Source organism: Allosphingosinicella sp. (genome assembly GCF_046295735.1).
Lineage (GTDB): Bacteria > Pseudomonadota > Alphaproteobacteria > Sphingomonadales > Sphingomonadaceae > Allosphingosinicella.
The window spans coordinates 32,884-55,659 of record NZ_JBKBMQ010000004.1 but is presented as its reverse complement, the minus strand read 5'-3'; the positions used below and the strand labels follow the sequence as shown (position 1 = coordinate 55,659).

Sequence of the window (22,776 nt, the reverse complement as noted above, 5' to 3'; positions counted from 1 at the left end):
CCGCTCAGCCCCGCCGCGCCGTCTCCAGATGCCTGCGGATGTCGGCGTCGCTCGGCGCCCCGCGCGCCGCCCGTTCGAGTAGCGACAGCCCCTCGGCCTTGTCCTGGCCGCTCTTGAACAGCAGCCAGCCGAGCGTGTCGGCGGTGGCCGGGTTCTCGCGGTCGAGCTCCCACGCCTTGCGGGCGAGCGGGATCGCCCTCGCATAGTCGTTCTGCTCCGAATAGGCCCAGGCGAGATTGTTGAGGATGGTCGCGTCGCGGTCGCCCAGGCGCCGGCGCAGATTTTCGTAGATGGTGGCCGCCGCCGCCCAGTTGCGTGCCTCCATGTGCCGCCCGGCGAGCAGCAGCTGGGCCGGGACGTTGCGCGGGTTCTGCTCGAGGAACAGGCGCAGCACCTGGTCGGCCGCCGGACGCTGGTTGGACCGTTCCAGCGCCTCGATCATCCGCATCGCCACCGGTTCGGTGAAGGCGAGGTTCGCGGCCTTGCGATATTCCTCGGCCGCGCCGGCGAAATTGCCTTTGACGCCGAGCGCGTCGCCGACCAGCACATGCGCGTCCGGAACGCCCGGATTGGCCGATTGCAGGCGGCGGGCGCGCTCCAGCGCCTCGTCGCTCTGCCCGCGGCCGAGCAGGGCCGCGATCAGCACGATCTGCGTCGGCGCATGGTCCGGCCGCTCGGCGGCGGCGCGCTGCACGGCCGCGAACTGGCCGGCGTCGAGCTGAAGGTTGTTGAGGCTGGCGGGCGGGCGCTGCGGCTGGGCCGCGCGGGCGATATAGCGCGCCGCCGCCTCGCGGTCGCCCTGCCGCTCCAGCGCCTTGCCGATCAGCGTCAGCGTGTAGCTGTCCGCGTCGGGGCTGTCGGCGATCGGCTTCAGCGTCGCCGTCGCCGCGCGCGCGTCGCCCATCTTCCACTGGGCGGCGGCGAGCAGGCGGCGCGCCTTGCGGTTGTTGGGCTGATCGGCGACCAGCCGGTCGAGCCGGCGCACGGCCTGTTCGACATTGCCGGTCTGATAGTCGATCGCGCTCGCCAGCAGCATGCCGGCCGGCTTGTCGTCGAACACGCCGCCGGTGCGCTGGTAGATGGCGCGGGCGAGCTCGAAGTCGCGGGCGCGCGCGGCCAGCATCGCCTGCAGATAGAAAGCGACCGGATTGTTGGGGGAGAGGCTCAGCGCCTGCCGGCTGTCGGCGAGCATGTCGCGCATCCGGCCGAGATCGCCATAAGTGGTGGCGCGCTCCAGCAGCGCGGTGACATGGCCGGGATCGACCTCCAGCGCGCGGTCGAACCACTCCACCGCCGCCTGCAGGCCGTACTGGCTGCGGGTCAGTTCGCCGCGCAGCACCAGCGCCTCGGTGTTGCGCGGATTGGCGGCGACCGCCTTGTCGGCCGCCTCGAGCGCGCCGGCCAGGTCCCCGACATGGCGGCGGAAGCGGCCGAAATCGGTCCAGATGTCGCTGTCGCCCGGCGCCAGCTCGGCGGCGCGGGCGAATTCGGCGGCGGCGGCCATATTGTCGTTCTGCGCCATATGCGCCCGGCCCTTGATCCGCGCGGCGTAGGCGGCGTGCTCGCCCGCCGCCTGGTCCGCCTCGGCGATGGCCTTGTCCGGATGGTTCTGGAGGAGCTTGGCATGGGCCATCAGGTGCCGCGTCTGCTCGACCGGCGCGCCGGCCTCGCGGGCGCGCAGGATCTCGGACTCGGCGGCGATGCCGTCGCCCAGGATCAGATAGGTCCGCGCCTGGGCGAGCCGCGCGTCGACATGGCCGGGATTGGCCTGCAGCGCGTTCATGAATTCGATGCGGGCGGTGCGCGGCTGGCCCTGCTCCAGCGCCGCGAGGCCGCGCTCATAGGCGTCCTTGGACCCGCCGGCCGAAGCCTGGTTGCAGGCGGCCGCGCCGGCGAGCAGCAGCGCGACGAGCAGTTTGCGTGTTCCGGTCATGGCTGGAGTCCATATTGCTTGAGGAGGTCGTAGAGCGTGGGGCGGCTGATCCCGAGCAGCCGGGCGGCGCTCGAAATGTTGTTCTCGGTGCGGGCGAGCGCCTGCCGGATCGCGCGGCGGTCCGCTTCCTCGCGCGCGGCCTTGAGGTTGACGGGCAGCCCGTCCTCGTCCGCGCTTTCAAGGTCGAGATCGGCGGCGGTGATGAGCTTGCCGTCGGCCATGATCACCGCGCGCTTCATCCGGTTCTCGAGCTCGCGCACGTTGCCGGGCCAGGCCCAGGCGTTGATCGCGTCGAGCGCGCCGGGCGCGAAGCCCTTCACCTGCGGGTTCATTTCGCGGGAGAAGATGTGGAGGAAATGCTTGGCGAGCAGGGTCGCGTCGCCGTGCCGCTCCGCCAGGGTCGGGATCTTCACCACGATCTCGGCGAGGCGGTAATAGAGATCCTCGCGGAAGCTGCCCTCGCGGATCATCGCGTCCAGATTCTGGTGGGTGGCGCACACGATGCGGGTGTCGACGGCGATCGCCTTGCGCCCGCCGATCCGCTCGATCACCCGCTCCTGCAGGAAGCGCAGCAGCTTGACCTGGAGCGGCAGCGGAATGTCGCCGACCTCGTCCAGGAACAAGGTGCCCTGATGGGCGAGCTCGATCTTGCCTTCGGTGGTCTTGATCGCGCCGGTGAAGGCGCCCTTCTCGTAACCGAACAGCTCCGCCTCGAGCAGGTTTTCCGGGATCGCCGCGCAGTTGATCGCGACGAAGCCGCCGTCGCGGCGGCCGCTGGCATTGTGAACGCCGCGGGCGAGCAGTTCCTTGCCGGTCCCGCTCGCGCCGAGCAGCATCACCGACACGTTGGCGTTCGCCACCCGCTCGATCGTCCGGGCGACCTTCATCATCTCCGGCGCGGCGGTGATCATCGTGCCGAGCACGGTGCGCTCGTCCCCCACCCGGCTTTCGAGCCGGCGGTTCTCCGACTCGATGTCGTGCAGCTGGAAGGCGCGGCGGACGATGAGGCCGAGCTGGTCGATGTCGACCGGCTTCTGGTAGAAATCATAGGCGCCGGACGCGATCGCCCGCAGCGCGCTTTCGCGTGCGCCGTGGCCGGACGCGACGATCACCTTCGTCTCGGGCTTCAGCGTCAGGATGTTCTCCAGCGTCGCGAAGCCCTCGCTCACCCCGTCCGGATCGGGCGGGAGGCCGAGGTCCAGCGTCACCACCGCCGGCTCGGCCTGGCGCACCATGTCGACCGCCGCGTTCCGGTCGGAGGCGACCAGCACGTCGTAATCGTCATAGGCCCAGCGGAGCTGCCGCTGCAGACCCTCGTCGTCCTCGACGATCAGAAGCTTGGCCTTGGCAACGGCACTCATGCGCGCATCCGTTCATAATGGGGAGCCGGCATTGTCCCAGCCCGGGGTAAAAAGACGGTGAAGCGGCTGCCTTCGCCCTCGCGGCTTTCGACCTCGATGCGGCCGCCCATCGCGGCGATCAGCGTCCGCGCCTCGAAGGCGCCGACGCCGAACCCGCCTTGCTTGGTGGAGGCGAAGGGCTGGAACAGGCGCGTGCGGATGAATTCGCCGGACATGCCGGCGCCGCTGTCGGCGACCTCGATCGCGACCTCCTGGCCGCGCGCGGCGAAGGAGACGCGCACCGGCTCGCCCGCGCGGCTGGCGTCGATCGCGTTCTGGACGAGATGGCCGAGCGCCTGTTCGAGCCCGGCCGGATCGGCCATGGCGGCGAGCCCGGCGTCGCCGATCATCTCTACCGGATGGACCCTCTTCTTCGCGCCGACCAGCGGCGCCAGCAGGCCGTGGAGCGGCACCGGCCGCGGCGGCGCCGCCTCCGCCGACCGGGCGGGCGAGAGCCGGGCGAGCAGGTCGTTCATCTTCCGCACCGAGCTTTGCAGCGTCGCGATCATGTCGGCCCGGAATTCCGGATTGTCCGCATGCCGCTCGGCGTTGCGGGCGACGAGGCTGAGCTGGCTCACCAGATTCTTGATGTCGTGCATGATGAAGGCGAAGCGGCGGTTGAACTCGTCGAACCTTTGCGCGTCCGCCAGCGCCTGATGGCTGCGCGCCTCGGCGAGATAGGAAGCGGCCTGGATGCCGGCGGTGCGGAACAGGTCGAAATCCTCCCAGTCGAGCGGCCGCTTCACCAGCGGATGTTCGAGCACGACCAGCCCCACCAACCGGTGGTTGTGGATCAGCGGGATGCCCGCCCAGACATCGTCCAGCGCCTGCATCCAGCCCGGGACGGCGATGCGGCGGCCCTCGATATCGAGCGCGCCGTCCGCCAGCGTGCCGAAGTCCACGACGTGGGAGCTTTCCTCCAGGAAGCGGGCGAAGGCGCCGTCGTCGTCATGGGCGGGGCCGGCCGGGAGGTGCCAGTTCCAGCGCGCCGCCGGCTCCAGTCGGTAGCGCTCGTCGGCCAGCAACAGGATGCCCGCCGGCGAACCGCCGATATCCGCCAGCGCCTTGACGATGCGCTGCTCGATCGGCGCCTTGTCGTCCGCCTGCCGGCCGACCGTATGGGTGAAGCGCAGCCATTCGGCGCGATAATCGTAGCGGTGCTCGAAGAAATGCTTGGCGAGCATCACCCTCGCCCAGGCCCGCGCCCGGCCCGACGGGAGCAGGATCAGCGCCGCCAGCGTCATCGCAAAGACGAGGCCGATCTGCGCGCCGCGCACCCAGTCGCCGCCCACCGCCTCCATCGCCCGGTTGGCGGACATCATCAGCAGCAGATAGGCGAAGATGACGAGCACCGAGAGCGACTGGAAGGTCGCCGCGCGCGAGATCTGCATCTTCCAGTGACGGTTGCGCTTGCTCGCCAGCGCGAAGATCGGGACCAGCATCGCCAGCACCGCGCCGCGCATCGCGAACAGGTCGGTCGCCGGCTCGCGGGTCAGATAGGCGACGGTGTAGAGGTGAAGGTCGTAGATCCACATCGCGGCGAGCGCGATCATCGGCAGCTGGATGCCCCAGCGCGAACCCGGCGCCGCCTGGCCGTAGAGATTGTGGACGAGGACCAGCGAGCCCGCGGCAATGGTGATGCCGATCACCTGAAGCGTGGCGGTGAGCGCGGCGAGCACCGGCGGGTTGGACGAGAATTCGCCGGTGGTGCCGGCCAGCACGATCTGCAGGCCGATGACGCCGGCGACGGCGGCATAGACCGCCTTCACCCCGCGCACCCGCGCATCCTCCTCCTCGCCGCGGTGGATGCCGTACATGAAGGCGAGGAAGCACAGGTTGCGCGCGCTTTCGGCGAGGCCGGTCAGGAAATGGTTCGGCCCCAGCATCGACAGGAAGATCGACCAGACCGACACGGCGGCGAACGCGGAGACGAGCGGCCGGTTGCGCGGCTCCAGATGCCAGTGGCGCAGCTGCCAGATGGCGAGCGCACCGAACAAGGCGGCGGCGAGCAGGTGGCTCCACAGCGCGAAGAGCGAGATCATCGCGCGCCCTCCGGCCACAGCACGACCCGCAGCGTCTGGAGGATGATCAGGACGTCGAGGAAGGGCGTGTAGTTCTTGGCGTAATAGAGGTCGAATTCCAGCTTCTGGCGCGCATCCTCGATCGAGGCGCCATAGGGATAGTTGATCTGCGCCCAGCCGGTGATGCCGGGCTTCACCATGTGCCGCTCGGCATAATAAGGAAGGCGCGCCTCAAGATCGGCGACGAACTGAGGCCGCTCAGGCCGCGGGCCGACGAAGCTCATCTCGCCCTTCAGCACCGACCAGGCCTGGGGAAGCTCGTCGATGCGCAGCTTCCGGATCACCGCTCCGACCCGGGTGACGCGGGGATCGTTCTCCTGCGCCCAGACGGCGACGCCGCCCACTTCGGCGTCCTCGCGCATCGACCGCAGCTTCAGCAGCTCGAAGCTCTGGCCGTAGAGGCCGACCCGCCGCTGGCGGAAGAAAGCCGGCCCGCGGCTCTCCAGCTTCACCGCCAGCGCGGTGACGAGGATCAGCGGCGCGGCGAGGAGCAGGATGACCAGGCTGACCAGGATGTCGAACATCCGCTTGGCCGCGCCCGACAGCCGCCGCCCGGCCGAAAAGCCGTCGGAAAAGATCAGCCAGGACGGATTGAGGCTGTCGAGATCGACGCGGCCCGTCTCCCGCTCCAGGAAGGAGGACAGGTCGTTGACGTGGACGCCCGCCGTCTTGGCGCGCAGCAGGTCGTTGAGCGGCAGCGAATTGCGCCGCTCCTCCAGCGCCAGCACCACTTCGGTCGCGCCGAGATCGCGGATGAAGGCGGGGAGGTTGGCGATCTCCGCCCGGTTGACGGCGCGGGCGACGACCACCGGCCCGTCGTTCATCGCGACATAGCCGGCGACGACGAAGCCGGCCCCTTCGGCCCCCGCGAGCGCCTCCACCCGCGCGGCGCGGGGCCCGGCGCCGAGCACCAGCACGCGCCGCTTGAACGCATCGCCGCCCAGCGTCCGACCGAGCAGCAGGCGCACCAGCGACAGGAGGCCGAGGCCGAACAGGGTCGCGTAGAGCAGGCTCGACCGCCAGAAACTGACCGGCGGCACCAGGAAGAAGACCAGCGACAGGAGAAGGATGCCGACCGACATGGCGACGAACAGCCGCGCCACGGCGAAGCGCAGCGACTGGTGCGCCTCGACGCCGTAGACGCCGACCGCGACCATCGCCACCTGCACCGCCGCGGCATAGGTCAGCATGTGCGGCAGCCGCCCGCTCTCCGGATCGATGCCGCCGCCCAGCTGCCAGATGCGCAGCGTCCAGCCCGCCTCCGCGGCCAGCATCAGCAGCGCGAAGTCGATGAGGCCCAGCAGCAGCACCGCATGCGGCACATAATGTTTGAACAGCCGGATCACCGGGCGCGCGCCCCCGGCCGCGCCGCGTCACGATGGCGAGGTGTAAACCAGTCCGACATGGCCGGCACTGTCGCCGAAACTTACAAAGATTGGGTGAACGCCCCCTTCACGCTGCCCCGCCCGCCTTGCCGACGCGGGACGGCGCCGATAGCCTCGCCGCATTCCGGATCGGAGGGGAAGCGGCGATGAAGCATTCGGGGTCCTGCCTGTGCGGCGCGGTCGCGTTCGACGTGGAGGGCGATCTGCCCGGCCCGGACGCCTGCCACTGCACGATGTGCCGCAAACATTCCGGCCACGTCTTCGCCTCCACCGACGTGCCGAAGGCGGCGCTCGCCGTCCGGGGCGAGGACAAGGTCGGCTGGTACCGCTCGTCGGACGAGGCGCAGCGCGGCTTCTGCACCGTCTGCGGATCGTCCTTGTTCTGGGAATCGCTCGGCCGCGACACGATCGCGGTGGCGATGGGCGCCTTCGAACGGCCGACCGGCACCCACCTCGCCGTGCACATCTTCACCGCCGACAAGGGCGACTATTACGACATCGCCGACGGCGTCCCCCAAAAGGCGTGAGGATCGGCCCGGCCGGGGGAACGCCCCGCGCCGGCGCGGCTTGTAGGGGCATGACCTATTCCATCCTCGCGCGCGATCCGGAGACCGGCGAAATGGGTGTCGCCACCCAGTCGCAGGCCTTCGCCGTCGGGCACAGCGTGCCCTGGGCGCTGCCCGGCTTCGGCGTCATCGCCACCCAGTCGATGGGCGAGCCCGCTTATGGCGAACTCGGCCTCGACGGGCTGCGCGCCGGCCTCACCGCGCAGGAGGCGCTGGTGGCGGTCCGCAGCATCGACCCGCATCCCGAGCGGCGGCAGGTCGCGATGATCGACGGCCATGGCGGCATCGCCGCTTATACCGGCGCCGCCTGTATCGCCGAGGCGGGGCAGCGGATCGGCCGCGATTGCTGCGCCATCGCCAACATGATGCGCGGCGACGGGGTGTGGGACGCGATGGTGGAGGCGCTGGAAGGCAGCAGCGGACCATTGGCGCCGCGTCTGATGGCGGCGCTCCACGCGGCGGAGGCGGCGGGCGGCGATTTCCGGGGCCAGCGTTCGGCGGCGGTCAAGGTGGTGCGGGCGGCGCGCAGCGGCCGGCCCTGGCGGGACCATGTCGTCGATCTGCGGGTCGACGATCATGAACGGCCGCTGGAGGTGCTCGACCGGCTGGTCGAGAAGAACGCGCGCTACAACCGCATGGTGCGCGCCTTCGAACGGGCGCTGAACGGCGCGGCGGAGGAAGCGGCGGCGGATGTCGACGGGATGGCGGTGGAGCAGGCGGCGATCGAGCCCGACCTGCTGATGTGGCGCGCGGCCATCCTGGCGCTGGCCGGCCGCGAGCGCGAGGCAGAGAGCGCGCTGGAGAGCCTGCCGCCCGCCTTCGTCGAGGTGTTCCGCCATCTCCGCACCGCCGGCCTGGTCGACCGGCCGGATCTGTGGGAGCGGCTGCTCGCCCGCGCGGGGACGCGCGAGGCCTGACGGCGTCAGCTCACCGCGGCGGCGGCTTTCTTGGCTTCGGTTTCGGCGCGCATCCGGGCGGTGCGCTCGGCCCGGGCGGCCATGTCGGCCCAGGCGGCGGCCGATCTCAGGCAGCGTTCGCGGACATTGTCGAGGCTCGCGGCCTCCGCGTCGCGGAGCGCCCTGGCGGCTTGTTCGGAATAATGGTCGGCGGTGGACATCGAAGCTCCCTGCGGTGGATGTTCGCGGGAGGGCGCGAGGCCCTCCCGCGCGTCATTGCGAAGCGTCAGGCGCTCGCGAGATTGCAGGCGCTGGTCTTGCCGCGCCGGTCGGTCTCGAGTTCGTAGCTCACGCGCTGGTCGCGATCGAGGGTGCTCATCCCGGCGCGCTCGACGGCGCTGATGTGGACGAACGCGTCGTTGCCGCCGTCCTCCGGCTGGATGAAGCCGTAACCCTTGTCCGCATTAAAGAATTTGACGGTTCCGATGGGCATGATGTTTCCTTCAGGTAACGGGAGGCCGGGAATCGGCCGCCCCTGTGCTGCGAGAAGCGAGAGAGAAGGAAAGAGGAGCCGCAAAGCGCCAAAGACCGTCCATTTGCGACTGTAGCCCCGCCAACATAGGCGAAAGCCACCGCAATTGTAAGGGGACTCGGCCGCGCGTCTCCGGTGGGCCGGGCGATCATGATCCCCGTGCCCCGCTCTCCCGCCGCCATTGCTTCGGAGCCGCGCCGCCGCAGGGGCGTCGAAGCGCTCCTCGCGAGGACGGGGGAGGCTCCGCCACCTCCGCCCTTCGATGCTGCACGGGACGGCGTGGTCCCCCTCCCCCGCGTGCGGGAGAGGATTTGACATGTTAGTTCGTGTTGGCGGGTTCGGCTTCGTTGAGCCAGGCTTCGTTGTCGAGGCCGACATCCTCGGCCGTCATGCTGTCGGGCGAGGTGTCGAGCACTTCGGCATGTTCGTTGAGGCGCCGGTTCTCGTCGGCGCTGAGACCGCCTCCGGCTTCGTTCTGCTGCCCGCAGGCGGCTAGCAAGGCGGCGCCAAGCGCCGCGGCGACGATCGTCCTCATCTCATCTTCTCCCTGGCATCGGCGGCCGAAGCTAGACTGAAAGCCCGGGCGGCGACAACTCCCCGCGCGCCGGCGGCGAAGGCGCAAGAAAAAGGGCCGCGCGCCGGTGCGGCGCGCGACCCCTTGTTCAGCGTAAACCTTGAAAGGCTTACTGCGCGTTGCCGGTGGCCGTGTTGGCGACCGCGTCCGACGCGTTCTCGATGGCGTCGCCGGCATTGTCGATGGCGTTGCTGGCGGTGTCGAGCATGTTCTGCGCGACGTTCTCGGCACCGAGGGTGTCGGCGTCCGCTTCGTTGGCGGTCACTTCGGTCTCGTTGGCGGTGACCTGGTTGTTGGCGGCTTCGTCCTGGGCGCCACCGCAGGCGGCGAGGCCGAGGGTGGAGACGGCGACGAGCGTCAGAGCGATTTTCTTCACAGGCATTTCCTTCGTTCAGTTTGCGAGGAGAACTTTACGGTCTTTGGCGCTGGGCGAGGCCCCCCCGGTCGACCGGCGGCTTTCCAGCGGCGTGGAGATGTAATCGAATCGAAACCGTATGTCTACTGGTCCGGTAGTTAATGTGTCGCGCCAACGCCTTGACCCACACATAAAGATATCTTTATATCCGCAAATATGCCCGCGCATGCCGACATCTTCAGATCCCTGGCCGATCCGACCCGGCTGCGCATCCTCGCCCTGCTGCGCGCGATGGAGCTATCGGTGGGCGAGCTCGCCCAGGTGCTCGGCCAAAGCCAGCCGCGCGTGTCGCGCCACGTCCGCATCCTCATCGACGCGGGCCTGGTCGAGCGGCGCAAGGAAGGCAGCTGGGCCTTTCTGAGCCTGGGCGAGCGCGACCGGACCGAGCCGCTGTTCGGCCTGATCGACTGCTGGACCGATCTCGACGGCGAGGATCCCTGGATCGTCGCCGACGCCGCCCGGCTCGCCGCCGTGCGCGCCGACCGGGCCGCGGCGGCCGAACGCTATTTCGAAAGCCACGCCAAGGACTGGGACGCGCTGCGCTCGCTCCACATCGCGGAGAGCGAGGTCGAGGCGGCGATCGCCCGCGCGCTGGGCCTCGGCGCCGCGGACGCGCGGCCGGTGGGGCGCCTCATCGACATCGGCACCGGCACCGGGCGGATGATCGAATTGTTCGGGCGCGCGGCCGACCATGCGCTCGGCATCGACCGTTCGCCCGAGATGCTGCGCCTCGCGCGCGTCAAGCTCGCCCAGGCGGGGATCGAGGCGGAGCTGCGCCAGGGCGACATGTATTCGCTCGCGCTTCCGGCCGGCAGCGCCGACACGGTGATCCTGCACCAGGTCCTCCATTACGCCCAGCAGCCCGCCTCCGCGGTGGCGGAGGCGGCGCGGCTGCTCGCGCCCGGCGGGCGGCTGCTGGTGGTCGATTTCGCTCCCCACGAGCGGGAGGAGCTGCGCAGCCGCGCGGCCCATGCCCGGCTCGGCTTCGCCGACGAGGCGATGATCAAATATCTCGAGGAATCGGGCCTGCGCGGCCGTGTCGTCGAACATCTGGAGGGCGGCGAGCTGACCGTCACCGTGTGGATCGGCGAGCGGCCCCAGCCCAAGCTGAAGGTGGTCGCATGAGCCCGTTCGCATCCGCGCTGGAGACGGCCGGCAAGCCCCTGTTCGCCGACGTCGCCGGCGACATCTCCGTTTCGTTCGAATTCTTCCCGCCCAAGACGGAGAAGATGGAGGCGACCTTGTGGGAGTCGGTGAAGACGCTGGAGCCACTCGGCCCGCGATTCGTGTCGGTGACCTACGGCGCCGGCGGTTCGACCCGCGAGCGCACCCATGCGACGGTGGAGCGCATCCAGCGCGAGACCAGCCTGCAGGCCGCTGCCCACCTCACCTGCGTCGAGGCGACGCGCGAGGAGATCGACGAAGTGGCGCGCGACTATTGGGCGGCCGGCATCCGCCACATCGTCGCGCTGCGCGGCGACCCGCCCGAACAGGGCAAGGCGTTCGTGGCGCGGCCCGACGGCTATGCCAATGCGGTGGAGCTGGTCGCGGGCCTCAGGAAGGTGGCGCCGTTCGAGATTTCGGTCGCGGCCTATCCCGAAAGCCATCCCGATTCGCCCAACCGCGCCGCCGATCTCGACAATCTGTGGCGCAAGATCGACGCCGGCGCGGACCGGGCGATCACCCAGTTCTTCTTCTCGCCCGAAGCCTTCTTCCGCTTCCGCGACCAGGCGGCGCAGATGGGCATCGACGCGGAAATCGTGCCCGGCATCCTGCCGGTGTCGAACGTCGCCCAGACCCGCAAGTTCGCGGCCCAGTGCGGCGCCTCCATCCCCGGCTGGATGGACCGGCTGTTCGAAGGGCTCGACAACCTCCCCGCCGCGCGCCAGCTGGTCGCGGCGACCGTCGCCGCCGAATTGTGCGGCCAGCTTTATGCGGGCGGGGTGCGGCACTTCCACTTCTACACCTTGAACCGGGCGGAGCTGAGCTACGCCATCTGCCACCTGCTGGGCCTTCGCCCCACCGGCCAGGCGCGGGAGCAGGCGGCATGAGCGGCGCGCGCGAGAAGCTGCAGGCGGCGGCGCAGGACCGCATCCTCGTCACCGACGGGGCGTTCGGAACCGAGATCCAGAACAAGGGGCTGTGCGACGCCGATTATGCCGGCACCCTCGGCCTCGGCCGCGACCAGAAGGGCAATAACGACATCCTGGCGCTGACCCGGCCCGACGTGGTCGACGCGATCACCCGCGCCTATCTGGACGCCGGATCGGACATCGTGTCCACCAACACATTCTCCGCCAACCGCATCAGCCAGGCCGATTATGCCGCCGAGGCGCTGGTGCGCGACATCAACCATGCCTCCGCCCGGATCGCGCGCGCCGCCGCCGACGATTACGAGGCGCGCGACGGCCGCCCGCGCTTCGTCGCCGGGGCGGTCGGGCCGACCAACAAGACGCTGTCGCTGTCGCCCGACGTCAACGATCCCGGCTATCGCGAGATCGACTTCGACGGGCTGAAGGAGGTTTATCGCGAGCAGATCGACGCGCTGATCGAAGGCGGGGCGGACTTCATCCTGATAGAGACGATCTTCGACACGCTGAACGCGAAGGCCGGCATCATGGCCGCGATCGAGGCGGGCGAGGCGCTGGGCCGGGACGTGCCGCTGATGATTTCGATGACGATCACCGATCTCGCCGGCCGCAACCTGTCCGGCCATACGGTCGAGGCCTTCTGGCATGCGGTGCGCCATTGCCGCCCGGCGACGATCGGCCTCAACTGCTCGTTCGGCGCGCAGCAGCTGCGCCCGCACGTCCAGGCGCTGTCGGCCGCCGCCGACACGCTGCTGATGGCCTATCCCAATGCCGGCCTTCCCAACGAGCTCGGCTGCTATGACGAGCTGCCGCCGACCACCGCCGGCTTCCTGCGCGGCTGGGCGGAGGAGGGTCTGGTCAACGTCGTCGGCGGCTGCTGCGGATCGACGCCCGCGCACATCGCCGCCATCGCCGCCTCCGTGGCCGGGGTCGCGCCGCGCCGCCTGCCCCGGCCGGCGCCGGTCACCCGCCTCGCCGGGCTCGAGCCCATGATTCTCGCCGCCTGAAGCCAGTGGATATGAAAACCAACCTCGCCTTTGCCGATCCGGCGCCCGAAACGGCGCTGCGCGCCACCTTCGTCAATATCGGCGAGCGCACCAACGTCACCGGCTCTGCCCGGTTCAAGAAGCTGGTCATGGCCGGCGACTATGCCGCCGCCGTCGAGGTCGCGCGCCAGCAGGTCGAGAACGGCGCCCAGATCATCGACATCAACATGGACGAGGGCCTGCTCGACGCCGAGGCGGCGATGGAGACCTTCCTGAAGCTCATTTCGGCCGAGCCCGACATCGCCCGCGTGCCGTTCATGATTGACAGCTCCAAGTGGAGCGTGATCGAGGCGGGCCTCAAATGCGTGTCCGGCAAGCCGATCGTCAATTCGATCAGCCTCAAGGAAGGGGAGGAGGAATTCCTCCGCCTCGCCCGCCGGATCCGCCACTACGGCGCCGCGATGGTCGTGATGGCGTTCGACGAGACCGGTCAGGCCGACACGGCGGCGCGCAAGGTGGAAATCTGCGCCCGCGCCTACGACCTGCTCGTCGCCGACGGCTTCCCCCCCGAGGACATCATCTTCGATCCCAACATCTTCGCGGTCGCCACCGGAATCGACGAGCATCGCCGCTACGCGCTCGATTTCATCGAGGCCTGCCGCGCGATCCGCGCCCGCTGCCCGCACGCCCACATATCGGGCGGCCTGTCGAACCTCAGCTTCTCCTTCCGCGGCAACGAGCCGGTGCGCCGCGCGATGCATTCGGTGTTCCTCTACCACGCCATTCCCGCCGGGCTCGACATGGCGATCGTCAATGCCGGCCAGCTCGACGTCTACGACGCGATCGACCCGGAGCTGCGCGAGGCCTGCGAGGACGTGATCCTCGACCGCCGCGACGACGCCACCGAGCGGCTGGTGACGCTGGCGGAGAAATATCTCGGCTCCGATCCGGTGCGCGAAAAGGCCGAGGCCGAATGGCGCGGCTGGCCGGTCGCCAAGCGGCTCGAACATGCGCTGGTGAAGGGCATCGACGCCTTCGTCGTCGACGACACGGAGGAGGCGCGCCAGCAGGCGGCGCGGCCGATCGAGGTGATCGAAGGCCCGCTGATGGACGGCATGAACGTCGTTGGCGACCTGTTCGGATCGGGCAAGATGTTCCTGCCGCAGGTGGTGAAGTCCGCCCGCGTGATGAAGAAGGCGGTCGCCCATCTCATCCCCTTCATCGAGGAGGAGAAGGAGCGGTCCGGAATCTCCACCGCCAAGGGCAAGGTCGTGATGGCGACCGTAAAGGGCGACGTCCACGACATCGGCAAGAACATCGTCGGCGTGGTGTTGCAGTGCAACGGCTTCGAGATCGTGGATCTGGGCGTGATGGTGCCCTGGCAGGACATTCTCGACACCGCGAAGCGCGAAAATGCCGACATGGTCGGCCTTTCCGGCCTCATCACCCCGTCGCTCGACGAGATGGTGACGGTCGCGCAGGAGATGCAGCGCCAAGGGCTCGGCATCCCGCTGCTGATCGGCGGGGCGACCACGTCCAAGGTGCACACCGCGCTCAAGATCGACCCGGCCTATGACGGCCCCGTCCTCCACGTGCTGGACGCCAGCCGAGCGGTCGGCGTCGCCTCCAGCCTCGTCTCCGACACCCAGAAGGAGCCGTTGGTCGAGAAGACCGCCGCCGATTATTCGGCGGTGCGCGACGCCCGCGCCGGCAAGGGGCAGAACGAGCTCGCCGGCCTCGCCGAGGCGCGCGCCAACGCCCAGCCCTACGACCCCGCCGGCAAGGCGCCGCCACCGCGCCGCCCGGGCCTCCACCAGTTCGGCGAATGGCCGCTCCGCGATCTTCGCAACGTGATCGACTGGACGCCTTTCTTCCGCGCCTGGGAGCTGCACGGCAATTATCCCGCGATCCTGGAGGATCCGGTGGTCGGCGAAAGCGCGCGCGCGCTGTGGACCGACGCACAGGCCATGCTCGACCGGATCGTCGCCGAACATTGGGTCACCGCCCGCGCCACCCTCGGCCTCTGGCCCTGCCGCCGGGAAGGCGACGATGTCATGGTGAACTCCTCCCCGGAACGGGGAGGAGGACCGCCGGCGGAGCCGGTGGTGGAGGGGGGCGAGCGCAGCGAGCGTGGAGGCGCGGGCCCCCTCCACCAGCCTTCGGCTGGTCCCCCTCCCCGTTCCGGGGAGGATTTTTGGGTCCGTCTCCCCTTCCTTCGCCAGCAGGTGAAGAAGCGGGAGGGGCGCGCCAATATGTGCCTCGCCGACTTCATCGATCCCGACGGCGAGGACTGGATCGGCGGCTTCACCGTCGGCATCCACGGCCTCGAGCCGCATCTCGAGCGCTTCAAGGCCGAGAATGACGATTATTCGGACATCCTGCTGAAGGCGCTGGCCGACCGGCTCGCCGAGGCGCTGGCGGAGCGGCTCCACCAGCATGTCCGCGCCAGCATCTGGGGCTATGAGGGCGAGGACCATCAGACCAGCCTGGACCTCATCCGGGAGAATTATACCGGCATCCGTCCGGCGCCCGGCTATCCGGCTTGCCCGGACCACAGCCTGAAGCCGGTCCTGTTCGATCTGCTCGGCGGCGCGCCGGCCGGCGTCTCGCTCACCGAGAATTTCGCGATGCTGCCGACATCGGCCGTCTCGGGATTCTATTTCGCGCACCGCGACAGCGACTATTTCGGAGTCGCGCGGATCGGCGAGGACCAGCTCGAGGATTATGCCGCCCGCCGCGGCGTCGACCTCGACACCGCCGCCCGCTGGCTGCGGCCGAACCTCGACTGAGGGGGCGTGAGGAAATCCCGGCCTTCGCCGGGATGACGGGGCATTTCCGTCATTCCGGCGAAGGCCGGACTCCCTCTCCGCTCACCCCCAGACGGCGGCTCAGCGGCGGCGGCGGGCGGGGGCGCGGTTGAGTTCGGCGAGCAGGGCGTCGGCGCCGTAGATCTTCGCCATCGCCTCCTGCACCGCGGCGGCCGAGACCGAGACGGTGCGGTTGAGGCGCGGGTCGAAGCCGTAGGAGCCGCCGATCGAGTGGATGTTGCCGTCGAACGCGGTGCCGATCACCGATCCGTCGCGCGCGATCACCGGCGAGCCGCTGTTGCCGCCGATGATGTCGTTGGTCGACACGAAGTTGAACACGACATCCTGGTCGAGCCGGTCGCGGGCCGCCGCCCAGAGCGGGGCGAGATCGTAGGGCGGGGCGCCGGTCGCGCGTTCGAACAGGCCGCCGATGCGGGTGACCGGCGGCACGTCCTGGCCGCGCTCGGTCCAGCCCTGCACCGAGCCGTAGGAGATGCGCAGCGTGAAGGTCGCGTCCGGATAGACGCTGTCGCCATAAGCGGCAAAGCGGGCGCGGGCGAGGCGGGACTGGGCGGCGGTGATCGGCGCGTCCACCTCGGCCCGGAAGCGGTCGAGCTGGGCGCGGCTCACCGGATCGGTGGCGAGGACGAAGCGGATCAGCGGATCGTCGGACGCCTGGATGGCGGCCATGCCGCCCTCCCACAGCCGCCGCCGCTCCGCCTCGTCGCCGAGCCGGGTGCCGCCGACCAGCCGGGCGGCGATCGCTTCGGGCGATTCGCGGCCGAGCAGCTCGCGCACGCGCGGATCGTCGGCGCCGAGCAGCTCGCGCGTCTTCGACAGCCAGAAGCCGAGCGACAGCTCCTCGAGCCAAGGATAGACCGGCGCCGCGTCGGTCACCTGCTTTTCGAGCAGCGGCAGGCGCGAGGCGGTGTAGCCGGGCAGCCGCTCGGCCTCCGGCTTGTCGCGCTCGGCGGCGGCGCGGACCAGGGCGCGGGCGTAGGAGAAGAGGCTGGAGCGGAAGCCGGCATTGGCCTCCAGCATCAGATAATCGGTGTAGAAATCGGCGTAGGTGGCGGTGGCGGCGTCGACCTCCGCCCAGGGGTCGCCGATCTGACCGGCGAGCGCCGGATCGGCGGCGACGCGGCCGCGCAGGTCCTGCTCGGCGGCGGCGAGGCGGCCGGAGAATTCGCGGTCGCGCAGCGCCTGCCACTGGCCGATATAGACCTTGTAGCTGTTCTCCACGCCGAACAGCATGTCGGCGCCGGTCCGGGTCCGCTCCGCATCGCCCGCCATCGCCGAAATCAGGCGGCCGCGATATTCGGCGAACAGCGGCACCAGCACCGGGAAGATGGTGTCGCGGCGCATCGCGAACTGGCCCTGGGTGAAGAGCCGCTGGGTGCTGCCGGGATTGCCGACCACGAAGGTCGGCTCGCCCGGCTGCGGCGCGCGCGGATTCCAGCGCAGATGGGCCGGCGTCGCGGCCGGCCGGCCATTCTCGTAGACGCGCAGGAAGGCGGCATCGAGCGCGTAGCGCGGGAAGTTGAAATTGTCCGGATCGCCGCCGAAGAAGGCGGCCTGGAATTCGGGCGCGAAGGCGAGGCGCACGTCCGAATATTTGCGATAGCGGTAGAGCTTGTATTCGCCGCCGCCATAGAGGGTGACGACCTGGCAGCGCTCGCGCTCCGGATCGGTGCAGCTTTCGCTCTCGATCGCGGCGATGGCGGCGTCGCGGGCACGGGCGAGCGCCGCGCCGGTCGAGGTGCCGATCGCCGCCTGGACGCGCGCGGTCACGTCGGAAATGGCGGTCACCACTTCGGCCTGCTGGCCCGGGCATTGCCGCTCCTCGCCGCGCGTGGCGGCGGTGAAGCCGGCGGCGACGAGATCGTTCTGTTCGGTCGACAGATCCTGGACGCAGGACACGACGCAATGATGGTTGGTGAGGACGAGCCCTTCGGGCGAGACGAAGCTCGCCGAGCAGCCGCCGGTCAGCCGCACCGCGGCGGCCTGGACCCGGTCGAGCCAGGGCCGGTCCGGCGCCCAGCCATAGGCCTGGCGCACCCGCTCGGTCGGGAAGGCGTCGAAGGTCCACATCCCCTCCTCGGCCGCGGCCGGGGCGGCGGGGAGGAAGGCGGCGGCAAGAGCGGCGGCGGCGGCGCCGGACAGAAAGCGGACGTGCATGGAAGACACCTTCGTGGACAGACGGATCGACGCGCTTCTAAGCACAAGTGGAAGCCCCCGTACAGCAGCCGTCGCCGTCATGCGGACGGTGAGCGTCATCGCCAACGCAAAGCTGCGCGACATCGCCCAGACACAACTGAGGTGATGACGCACTAGGGGCGGGAGCTAGGTTCCGAAGATGAAGCTGTCCGGGGTCAGGATGGGCAGCTCGACATGGCTGGGTGGGCCCCTGCCGTCCAGCATGCCGGTGGTCAGCTGGTGCTTGCCGGCCAGTTCGATCACGAAATCCGCATTGCGGTCGCCGTCGGCGTCGAGCATCAGCCTGGTCGTCTTCGTCCGGCTGTCATAGACGGTGGCGATCTCGCCGGACAGGCCGGTGAAGCCCCTGGCGGCAAGGCTGAATGAGGCGCTGGCCGGCATCTCCCCCAGCAGAGCAGACAGGTCGATTCGATCGTTGCGCGGATCGAAGTCGGTGATGAAATCGGGCGCGTTCGGCGTCGAGTCGCTGAGCTTCAGGAATTTGAACACGTCGCGCCCGGCGCCGCCGGTCAGGATGTCGCGTCCGCCGCCGCCGATCAGCACGTCGTTGCCCGCGCCACCATTCAGCACGTCGTTGCCGTTCCCGCCCACGTCTTCGAACACGGTGATCGGACCGGCGAGCCCCTGCGGCGAGAACAGGCCGATCAACCCGTCGCCGAGCAGCAGGTCGTCGCCGCCGCCGCCGTTCAGCACGTCGTCGCCGACGGCGCCCGCCAGGATGTTCGCGCCGTCGTCGCCGGTGAAGCTGTCGCTCCGCCATGTGCCGGACAGATTCTCGATGCCGGTCAGCTTCCATGCGCCGTGGCCGGTCTGCTGATAGTCGCCTTGCAGGCCGAGCGAGATGGTGAGCCCGACGGCGATAGCCGGATCGCCCCAGTTGACGACGCCCACCGTGTCGCGCCCGCTGCCGCCGTCGGCCACCTGCGTGCCTTCGGTCAGGCCGAGCCAGTCGTCGCCGCCATTGCCGATCAGCACGTCGTTGCCGCCCGAACCCCACAGGCCATTGTCGCCGTCGTCGCCGATCAGCACGTCGTCATGCGGCGTCCCCGACAGATGTTCGATGTTGATCAGCGTATCCAGCCCGTAACCGGTCTGCTGTGCCTGCCCCTGGAGGAGCAGCGAGACGGTGACGCCGTTCGGAGAATTGAAATAGCCCGCCCGGTCGAAACCGTTCCCGCCATTGAGGAAGTTCACCCCCGCATGGCCCTGCAGATAATCGTCGCCGTCTCCGCCCTCGAGATGGTCGTTTCCATCCAGACCGCGAAGATGATCGTTGCCCGCCTCGCCGAACAGCCGGTCGTCGCCGGCTACGCCGCTCAACACGTCGTGGCCGTCGCCGCCATAAAGGATGTCGTCGCCGTCCTGTCCCCAAAGCTGGTCATTGCCGGCAAGGCCATGGATGATGTCGTTACCCGGGGTTCCGAAGATCACATCGTTGCCAGCCGTTCCCCAGATGACGTTCGGCGCCACCGTGGCGGCGAACGGCACCACCACATATTGATCGGGCTTGAAGGGCTGATCGAGCGGCGAGGGCATGACGACCGAGAAGAGCAGCCGGTCGACGTTCGTCACCGTGTTCGTGCCGAGATAGGCGGCCGAGCCGATGCCCTGGACGGTGAGCGTGCCGCCCGTCCCCGCGATCGTCGCCACCGCCTCGACGCCGCCGTCATGGAGCCGCTCCACGACGCGCTTGCCGGCATGGACGCCGCTTCCCTGAACGACGCGGAACGTCCCTTGCGTATCGGCCGCGAAATAGAAGACGGCGATGTCGTCGTCGCCGGTGCCGCCGTCATAATGGTCGTTGCCGATGCCGCCGACCAGAAAGTCGTTGCCCGCGCCGCCGAGCAGGACGTCGTCGCCCGCGCCACCGATCAGCGTGTCGTTGCCGTCGCCGCCTTCCAGCCAGTCGTTGCCGCCGACGGTCACCGTCGGGTGGCTGAGGAACATGACGATCGGCCCCGGCCCGCCGTTCGATCCGACGATGGTGAACATCCCGTCGCCGAGCAGGAGGTCGTTGCCGCCGCCGCCGATCAGGATGTCCGAACCGGCCGCGCCGGCCAGCACATTGTCGTTCTCGTCGCCGATGAAGCGGTCGTCGCCGGGCGTGCCGGTCAGATTTTCGATATTGGTGAAGGTCCACAGCCCCGCGGCGGTCAGCTGCGGCTGGCCCTGAAGCGCCAGCGACAGCTCGATCCCGACGGTGCCGGTGAAGTGGAGCGTGTCCTTGCCCGTTCCGCCGTCGATCACGGCATTGCCGAAGCCGGCCCAGATGAGGTCGTCGCCACCCTCGCCGTTCAGGATGTCGTCGCCGCCCGAGCCCCAGATCCAGTTGTTCTTGTGGTCGCCGGTCAACTGGTCGGCAAAGGGCGTGCCGCTCACATATTCGACGTTCCGAAGCAGGTCGAAGCCCGCCGTGCCGGTGTCCTGATATTGCCCCTGGAGCAGCAGCGAGACGGTGACGCCGCCGACATTGTTGAAATAGCTCACCCGGTCGTGATCGCCGTCGCCGCCGTCCAGGATGTCGTCGCCGAACGGACCGTCGGGTCCGTCGCCCACCAGGAAGTCGTTGCCCGCTCCGCCGTAAATCTCGTCGTCGCCAGCGAGGCCGCGCAGGAAATCGTCGCCGCCCATGCCGTGGAGGGTGTCGTCGCCCTCGTCGCCGAACAGGAAGTCCATGGCGGCGGTGCCGACGATCGTGTCGTCGCCCCTGCGGCCGTTGGCGCTGACCGCCCCCGGGAAGGCGGCGAGGTTTATGAGGTCGCCGGCGACGGAACCTTCGACATGGCTGCCGAACTGCTGCGGCGTCAGGTTGATGACGACGAGCTGGTTCTGATAGTCGCTGGTGCCGTCGACCAGCAGATGGAGCTGATCGACGTTGGTGACGGTGTCCGTCCCGTGATAGGCGGCCGATCCGAGCCCGGTGACAATCGCCCCGCCGGGGCCGGTCACGTCGATCCTGAACAGCCGCTCGACGGTGCCGCCGTTCACCAGCTCGACGAACAACGCGCCCGCATCGGCGCCGGTGCCGTCCACCAGCCGCAGCGTCCCCGCCGTTCCCGGCGCCAGGAAGAAGGAGGCGACGTCGTTGCCGCCGGTGCCGCCGTCGACCGTGTCGTTGCCCGCGCCGCCGACCAGATAGTCGTTGCCGCCGCCGCCGAGCAGCGTGTCGTCGCCCGCCCCGCCGAAGAGGTTGTTGTCGTCCCCGTTGCCGATCAGCGTGTCGTTGCCGCGATGACCGTTGGCGTTCCTCACGCCCGGATAGGCCGCGAGGTCGATGACGTCGTCGCCTTCGGACCCGTCGACCCAGTCGCCGCCCCAGTACATCGGCGTCAGGTTGATCCCGGCCCACTGGCCCGGCGCGTTGCTGTCGATGACCGAGACGTGGATCTGATTGATGTTCGTCAGCGTGTCGGTGCCGAGATGCGCGAGCCGGTTCAGCCCTTGAGCGGTCGCGGCGCCGTTCCCGCCGATCGTCACCTTGAGCACCGCCTCCACGCCGTCCGCCGTCATCAGCTCGACGATCAGCGACCCCGCGTCCGCGCCGGTGCCGTCGACATAGCGGAGCGTGCCCTGCGTGCCGACGGGCAGGTGATAGGCGGCGACATCGTTGGTGCCGGCCCCGCCGTCGATCATGTCGTCGCCGGCGCCGCCGACCAGATAGTCGTTGCCGCCGCCGCCGAGCAGCGTGTCGTCCCCGTCCTCGCCGTTCAGATTGTTGTCCTCGTCCGTCCCGACCAGGCGGTCGTCGCCGAAGCGGCCGTTGGCGTGCCGCGCGCCCGCATAATCGGCCAGCACGATGTCGTCATGGGTCTCGGACCCGTCGATCCATTCGCCCCATTGCATCGGGGTCAGGTTGACGCCGAGCCACTGGCCCGGGACGTTGCTGTCGAGCACATGGACATGGATCTGATTGATGTTCACCAGAGTGTCGGTGCCGAGCTCCGCCAGCCGGTTCAAACCCTCGACCGTGGCGTTCCCGACGGACGTGATGGTGATCTTGAGCAGCGCCTCCGCAAGGCCGGCATGGACGAGCTCTACGATCAGCGATCCCGCGTCCGCCCCGCTGCCCGCCACGAGGCGGAGCGTGCCCTGGGTCCCGGGCGGGAGGTGATATCCGGCGGCGTCGCCGCTGCCGGCGCCGCCGTCGATCAGGTCATTGCCGGCGCCGCCCACCAGATAGTCGTTCCCGCCGCCGCCATAGAGGCTGTCGTCGCCATGTCCTCCGTCAAGGCCGTTGTCCGCGGCATTGCCGATGACGACATCGTCGCCGAAGCCCGCATCCGCGCCGAAGATGTTCGGCCGGGCGGAGAGATCGACGACATCGTCCCAGATGCCGCCGATCGCGAAGTTCCACTGCTCGTAATAGACCGGCACCATGTGCACCGCGATGAAGCGGGATTGGTCGAACGGCCCGACCGGGAGGATGTGCAGCTCCTCGACTCCGGTCAGCGTATCGACGCCGAGGCCGGCCGCGCTGTTGAGGCCGGTCACGATGGTCGCATCGCCGGATTTCGCGATCGAGAAGACGCGCTCCGCGAAACCGCCGACCACGCGTTCGACGAAGATCAGCCCTTCCTCGGCGCCGCTGCCGCCGACCAGCCGGTAGGAGCCGAGCGTGCCCTCCGGCAGGTTCAGCACGGCGATGTCGTAGCCGGCGCCGCCTTCGATGACGTCGTCGCCGCCCTGGCCGTTCAGCCAGTCGTCGCCGTCGCCGCCGTCGAGATGGTCGTCGCCGTCGAGGCCGATCAGCGTGTCGCTCCCGCCGCGGCCGAAGATCACGTCGTCTCCGTTGGTGCCAACCAGATAGTCGTCCCAGTCCGTCCCGTAGATCGGTCCCATGTCGTCACCCTGTCCTCGGCTGCAGCGGCTTCAGCTCCGCAGCGGAAGGATCGGC

At 69.4% G+C, this 22,776-nt stretch carries 16 protein-coding genes; 6 read left to right on the top strand and 10 right to left on the bottom strand.

The genetic code is table 11. The features are described 5' to 3' along the window. Window positions 1–4: 4 nt before the first annotated feature. Genes ACK4K7_RS05075 through ACK4K7_RS05060 form a run of 4 tightly spaced genes read right to left on the bottom strand, consistent with a single transcriptional unit; the run spans window position 5 to window position 6,760 of the window. Window positions 5–1,933 carry a tetratricopeptide repeat protein gene (locus tag ACK4K7_RS05075; protein ID WP_431864141.1) on the bottom strand — a complete coding sequence of 643 codons (1,929 nt, stop codon included), beginning with the start codon at window positions 1,931–1,933 and terminating at the stop codon, window positions 5–7. Then, window positions 1,930–3,294, bottom strand: a complete 1,365-nt coding sequence (gene prsR / locus ACK4K7_RS05070; RefSeq protein WP_431864140.1) for a PEP-CTERM-box response regulator transcription factor — start codon at window positions 3,292–3,294, stop codon at window positions 1,930–1,932. The genes ACK4K7_RS05075 and prsR overlap by 4 nt, the downstream gene beginning before the upstream one ends. After that, window positions 3,291–5,375 carry an XrtA/PEP-CTERM system histidine kinase PrsK gene (gene prsK / locus ACK4K7_RS05065; RefSeq protein ID WP_431864139.1) on the bottom strand — a complete coding sequence of 695 codons (2,085 nt, stop codon included), beginning with the start codon at window positions 5,373–5,375 and terminating at the stop codon, window positions 3,291–3,293. Before prsK ends, prsR begins: the two co-directional genes overlap by 4 nt. After that, window positions 5,372–6,760 (bottom strand): TIGR03013 family XrtA/PEP-CTERM system glycosyltransferase, encoded by a 1,389-nt coding sequence (locus ACK4K7_RS05060; protein WP_431864138.1) that lies wholly within the window; start codon window positions 6,758–6,760, stop codon window positions 5,372–5,374. Before ACK4K7_RS05060 ends, prsK begins: the two co-directional genes overlap by 4 nt. 185 nt (window positions 6,761–6,945) lie before the next feature. Here ACK4K7_RS05060 and ACK4K7_RS05055 point away from each other — a divergent pair, with 185 nt between their 5' ends. After that, on the top strand, window positions 6,946–7,326 hold the full coding sequence (locus ACK4K7_RS05055; protein WP_431864137.1) for a GFA family protein: 381 nt from the start codon (window positions 6,946–6,948) through the stop codon (window positions 7,324–7,326). 50 nt (window positions 7,327–7,376) lie between these two features. After that, window positions 7,377–8,282 (top strand): DUF1028 domain-containing protein, encoded by a 906-nt coding sequence (locus ACK4K7_RS05050; protein WP_431864136.1) that lies wholly within the window; start codon window positions 7,377–7,379, stop codon window positions 8,280–8,282. A 5-nt stretch (window positions 8,283–8,287) separates the two neighbouring features. On the opposite strand, the gene ACK4K7_RS05045 is transcribed toward ACK4K7_RS05050, so the two are convergent. The 4 genes from ACK4K7_RS05045 to ACK4K7_RS05030 form a co-directional block, all read right to left on the bottom strand. Continuing rightward, a complete protein-coding gene (locus ACK4K7_RS05045; protein ID WP_431864135.1) occupies window positions 8,288–8,482 on the bottom strand; it encodes a hypothetical protein in 195 nt (64 codons plus the stop codon). A 65-nt stretch (window positions 8,483–8,547) separates the two neighbouring features. Next, on the bottom strand, window positions 8,548–8,754 hold the full coding sequence (locus tag ACK4K7_RS05040) for a cold-shock protein (RefSeq protein WP_431864134.1): 207 nt from the start codon (window positions 8,752–8,754) through the stop codon (window positions 8,548–8,550). Window positions 8,755–9,112: 358 nt separating this feature from the next. After that, on the bottom strand, window positions 9,113–9,328 hold the full coding sequence (locus ACK4K7_RS05035) for a hypothetical protein (RefSeq protein ID WP_431864133.1): 216 nt from the start codon (window positions 9,326–9,328) through the stop codon (window positions 9,113–9,115). A 148-nt stretch (window positions 9,329–9,476) separates the two neighbouring features. Further along, window positions 9,477–9,749 (bottom strand): circumsporozoite protein, encoded by a 273-nt coding sequence (locus tag ACK4K7_RS05030; RefSeq protein ID WP_431864132.1) that lies wholly within the window; start codon window positions 9,747–9,749, stop codon window positions 9,477–9,479. 189 nt (window positions 9,750–9,938) lie between these two features. On the opposite strand from ACK4K7_RS05030, the gene ACK4K7_RS05025 reads away from it, so the two are divergent. From ACK4K7_RS05025 to metH, 4 genes are read left to right on the top strand one after another with little or no spacing between them, the layout of a single operon-like run. Next, window positions 9,939–10,907: an ArsR/SmtB family transcription factor gene (locus ACK4K7_RS05025; RefSeq protein WP_431864131.1), complete on the top strand. Its 969-nt coding sequence runs from the start codon at window positions 9,939–9,941 to the stop codon at window positions 10,905–10,907. Beyond that, a complete protein-coding gene (metF, locus tag ACK4K7_RS05020; protein ID WP_431864130.1) occupies window positions 10,904–11,833 on the top strand; it encodes a methylenetetrahydrofolate reductase in 930 nt (309 codons plus the stop codon). The genes ACK4K7_RS05025 and metF overlap by 4 nt, the downstream gene beginning before the upstream one ends. Next, a complete protein-coding gene (locus tag ACK4K7_RS05015) occupies window positions 11,830–12,879 on the top strand; it encodes a homocysteine S-methyltransferase family protein (protein ID WP_431864129.1) in 1,050 nt (349 codons plus the stop codon). Before metF ends, ACK4K7_RS05015 begins: the two co-directional genes overlap by 4 nt. Window positions 12,880–12,890: 11 nt before the next feature. Continuing rightward, window positions 12,891–15,647, top strand: coding sequence for a methionine synthase (gene metH / locus ACK4K7_RS05010; RefSeq protein WP_431864128.1), 2,757 nt, complete (start codon window positions 12,891–12,893; stop codon window positions 15,645–15,647). 99 nt (window positions 15,648–15,746) lie between these two features. Here metH and ACK4K7_RS05005 read toward each other — a convergent pair whose 3' ends face one another. Both ACK4K7_RS05005 and ACK4K7_RS05000 read right to left on the bottom strand, forming a co-directional pair. Then, on the bottom strand, window positions 15,747–17,843 hold the full coding sequence (locus ACK4K7_RS05005) for a S46 family peptidase (protein WP_431864127.1): 2,097 nt from the start codon (window positions 17,841–17,843) through the stop codon (window positions 15,747–15,749). A 165-nt stretch (window positions 17,844–18,008) separates the two neighbouring features. Then, window positions 18,009–22,721 carry a M10 family metallopeptidase C-terminal domain-containing protein gene (locus ACK4K7_RS05000; RefSeq protein ID WP_431864126.1) on the bottom strand — a complete coding sequence of 1,571 codons (4,713 nt, stop codon included), beginning with the start codon at window positions 22,719–22,721 and terminating at the stop codon, window positions 18,009–18,011. Window positions 22,722–22,776 lie beyond the last annotated feature (55 nt).

Bases quoted from the DNA above. Each gene is read 5' to 3' on its own strand.
- ACK4K7_RS05075 (WP_431864141.1), bottom strand. From the start codon at position 1,933: ATGACCGGAACACGCAAACTGCTCGTCGCGCTGCTGCTCGCCGGCGCG.
- prsR (WP_431864140.1), bottom strand. From the start codon at position 3,294: ATGAGTGCCGTTGCCAAGGCCAAGCTTCTGATCGTCGAGGACGACGAG.
- prsK (WP_431864139.1), bottom strand. From the start codon at position 5,375: ATGATCTCGCTCTTCGCGCTGTGGAGCCACCTGCTCGCCGCCGCCTTG.
- ACK4K7_RS05055 (WP_431864137.1), top strand. From the start codon at position 6,946: ATGAAGCATTCGGGGTCCTGCCTGTGCGGCGCGGTCGCGTTCGACGTG.
- ACK4K7_RS05050 (WP_431864136.1), top strand. From the start codon at position 7,377: ATGACCTATTCCATCCTCGCGCGCGATCCGGAGACCGGCGAAATGGGT.
- ACK4K7_RS05045 (WP_431864135.1), bottom strand. From the start codon at position 8,482: ATGTCCACCGCCGACCATTATTCCGAACAAGCCGCCAGGGCGCTCCGC.
- ACK4K7_RS05040 (WP_431864134.1), bottom strand. From the start codon at position 8,754: ATGCCCATCGGAACCGTCAAATTCTTTAATGCGGACAAGGGTTACGGC.
- ACK4K7_RS05035 (WP_431864133.1), bottom strand. From the start codon at position 9,328: ATGAGGACGATCGTCGCCGCGGCGCTTGGCGCCGCCTTGCTAGCCGCC.
- ACK4K7_RS05030 (WP_431864132.1), bottom strand. From the start codon at position 9,749: ATGCCTGTGAAGAAAATCGCTCTGACGCTCGTCGCCGTCTCCACCCTC.
- ACK4K7_RS05025 (WP_431864131.1), top strand. From the start codon at position 9,939: ATGCCCGCGCATGCCGACATCTTCAGATCCCTGGCCGATCCGACCCGG.
- metF (WP_431864130.1), top strand. From the start codon at position 10,904: ATGAGCCCGTTCGCATCCGCGCTGGAGACGGCCGGCAAGCCCCTGTTC.
- ACK4K7_RS05015 (WP_431864129.1), top strand. From the start codon at position 11,830: ATGAGCGGCGCGCGCGAGAAGCTGCAGGCGGCGGCGCAGGACCGCATC.
- metH (WP_431864128.1), top strand. From the start codon at position 12,891: ATGAAAACCAACCTCGCCTTTGCCGATCCGGCGCCCGAAACGGCGCTG.
- ACK4K7_RS05005 (WP_431864127.1), bottom strand. From the start codon at position 17,843: ATGCACGTCCGCTTTCTGTCCGGCGCCGCCGCCGCCGCTCTTGCCGCC.
- ACK4K7_RS05000 (WP_431864126.1), bottom strand. From the start codon at position 22,721: ATGGGACCGATCTACGGGACGGACTGGGACGACTATCTGGTTGGCACC.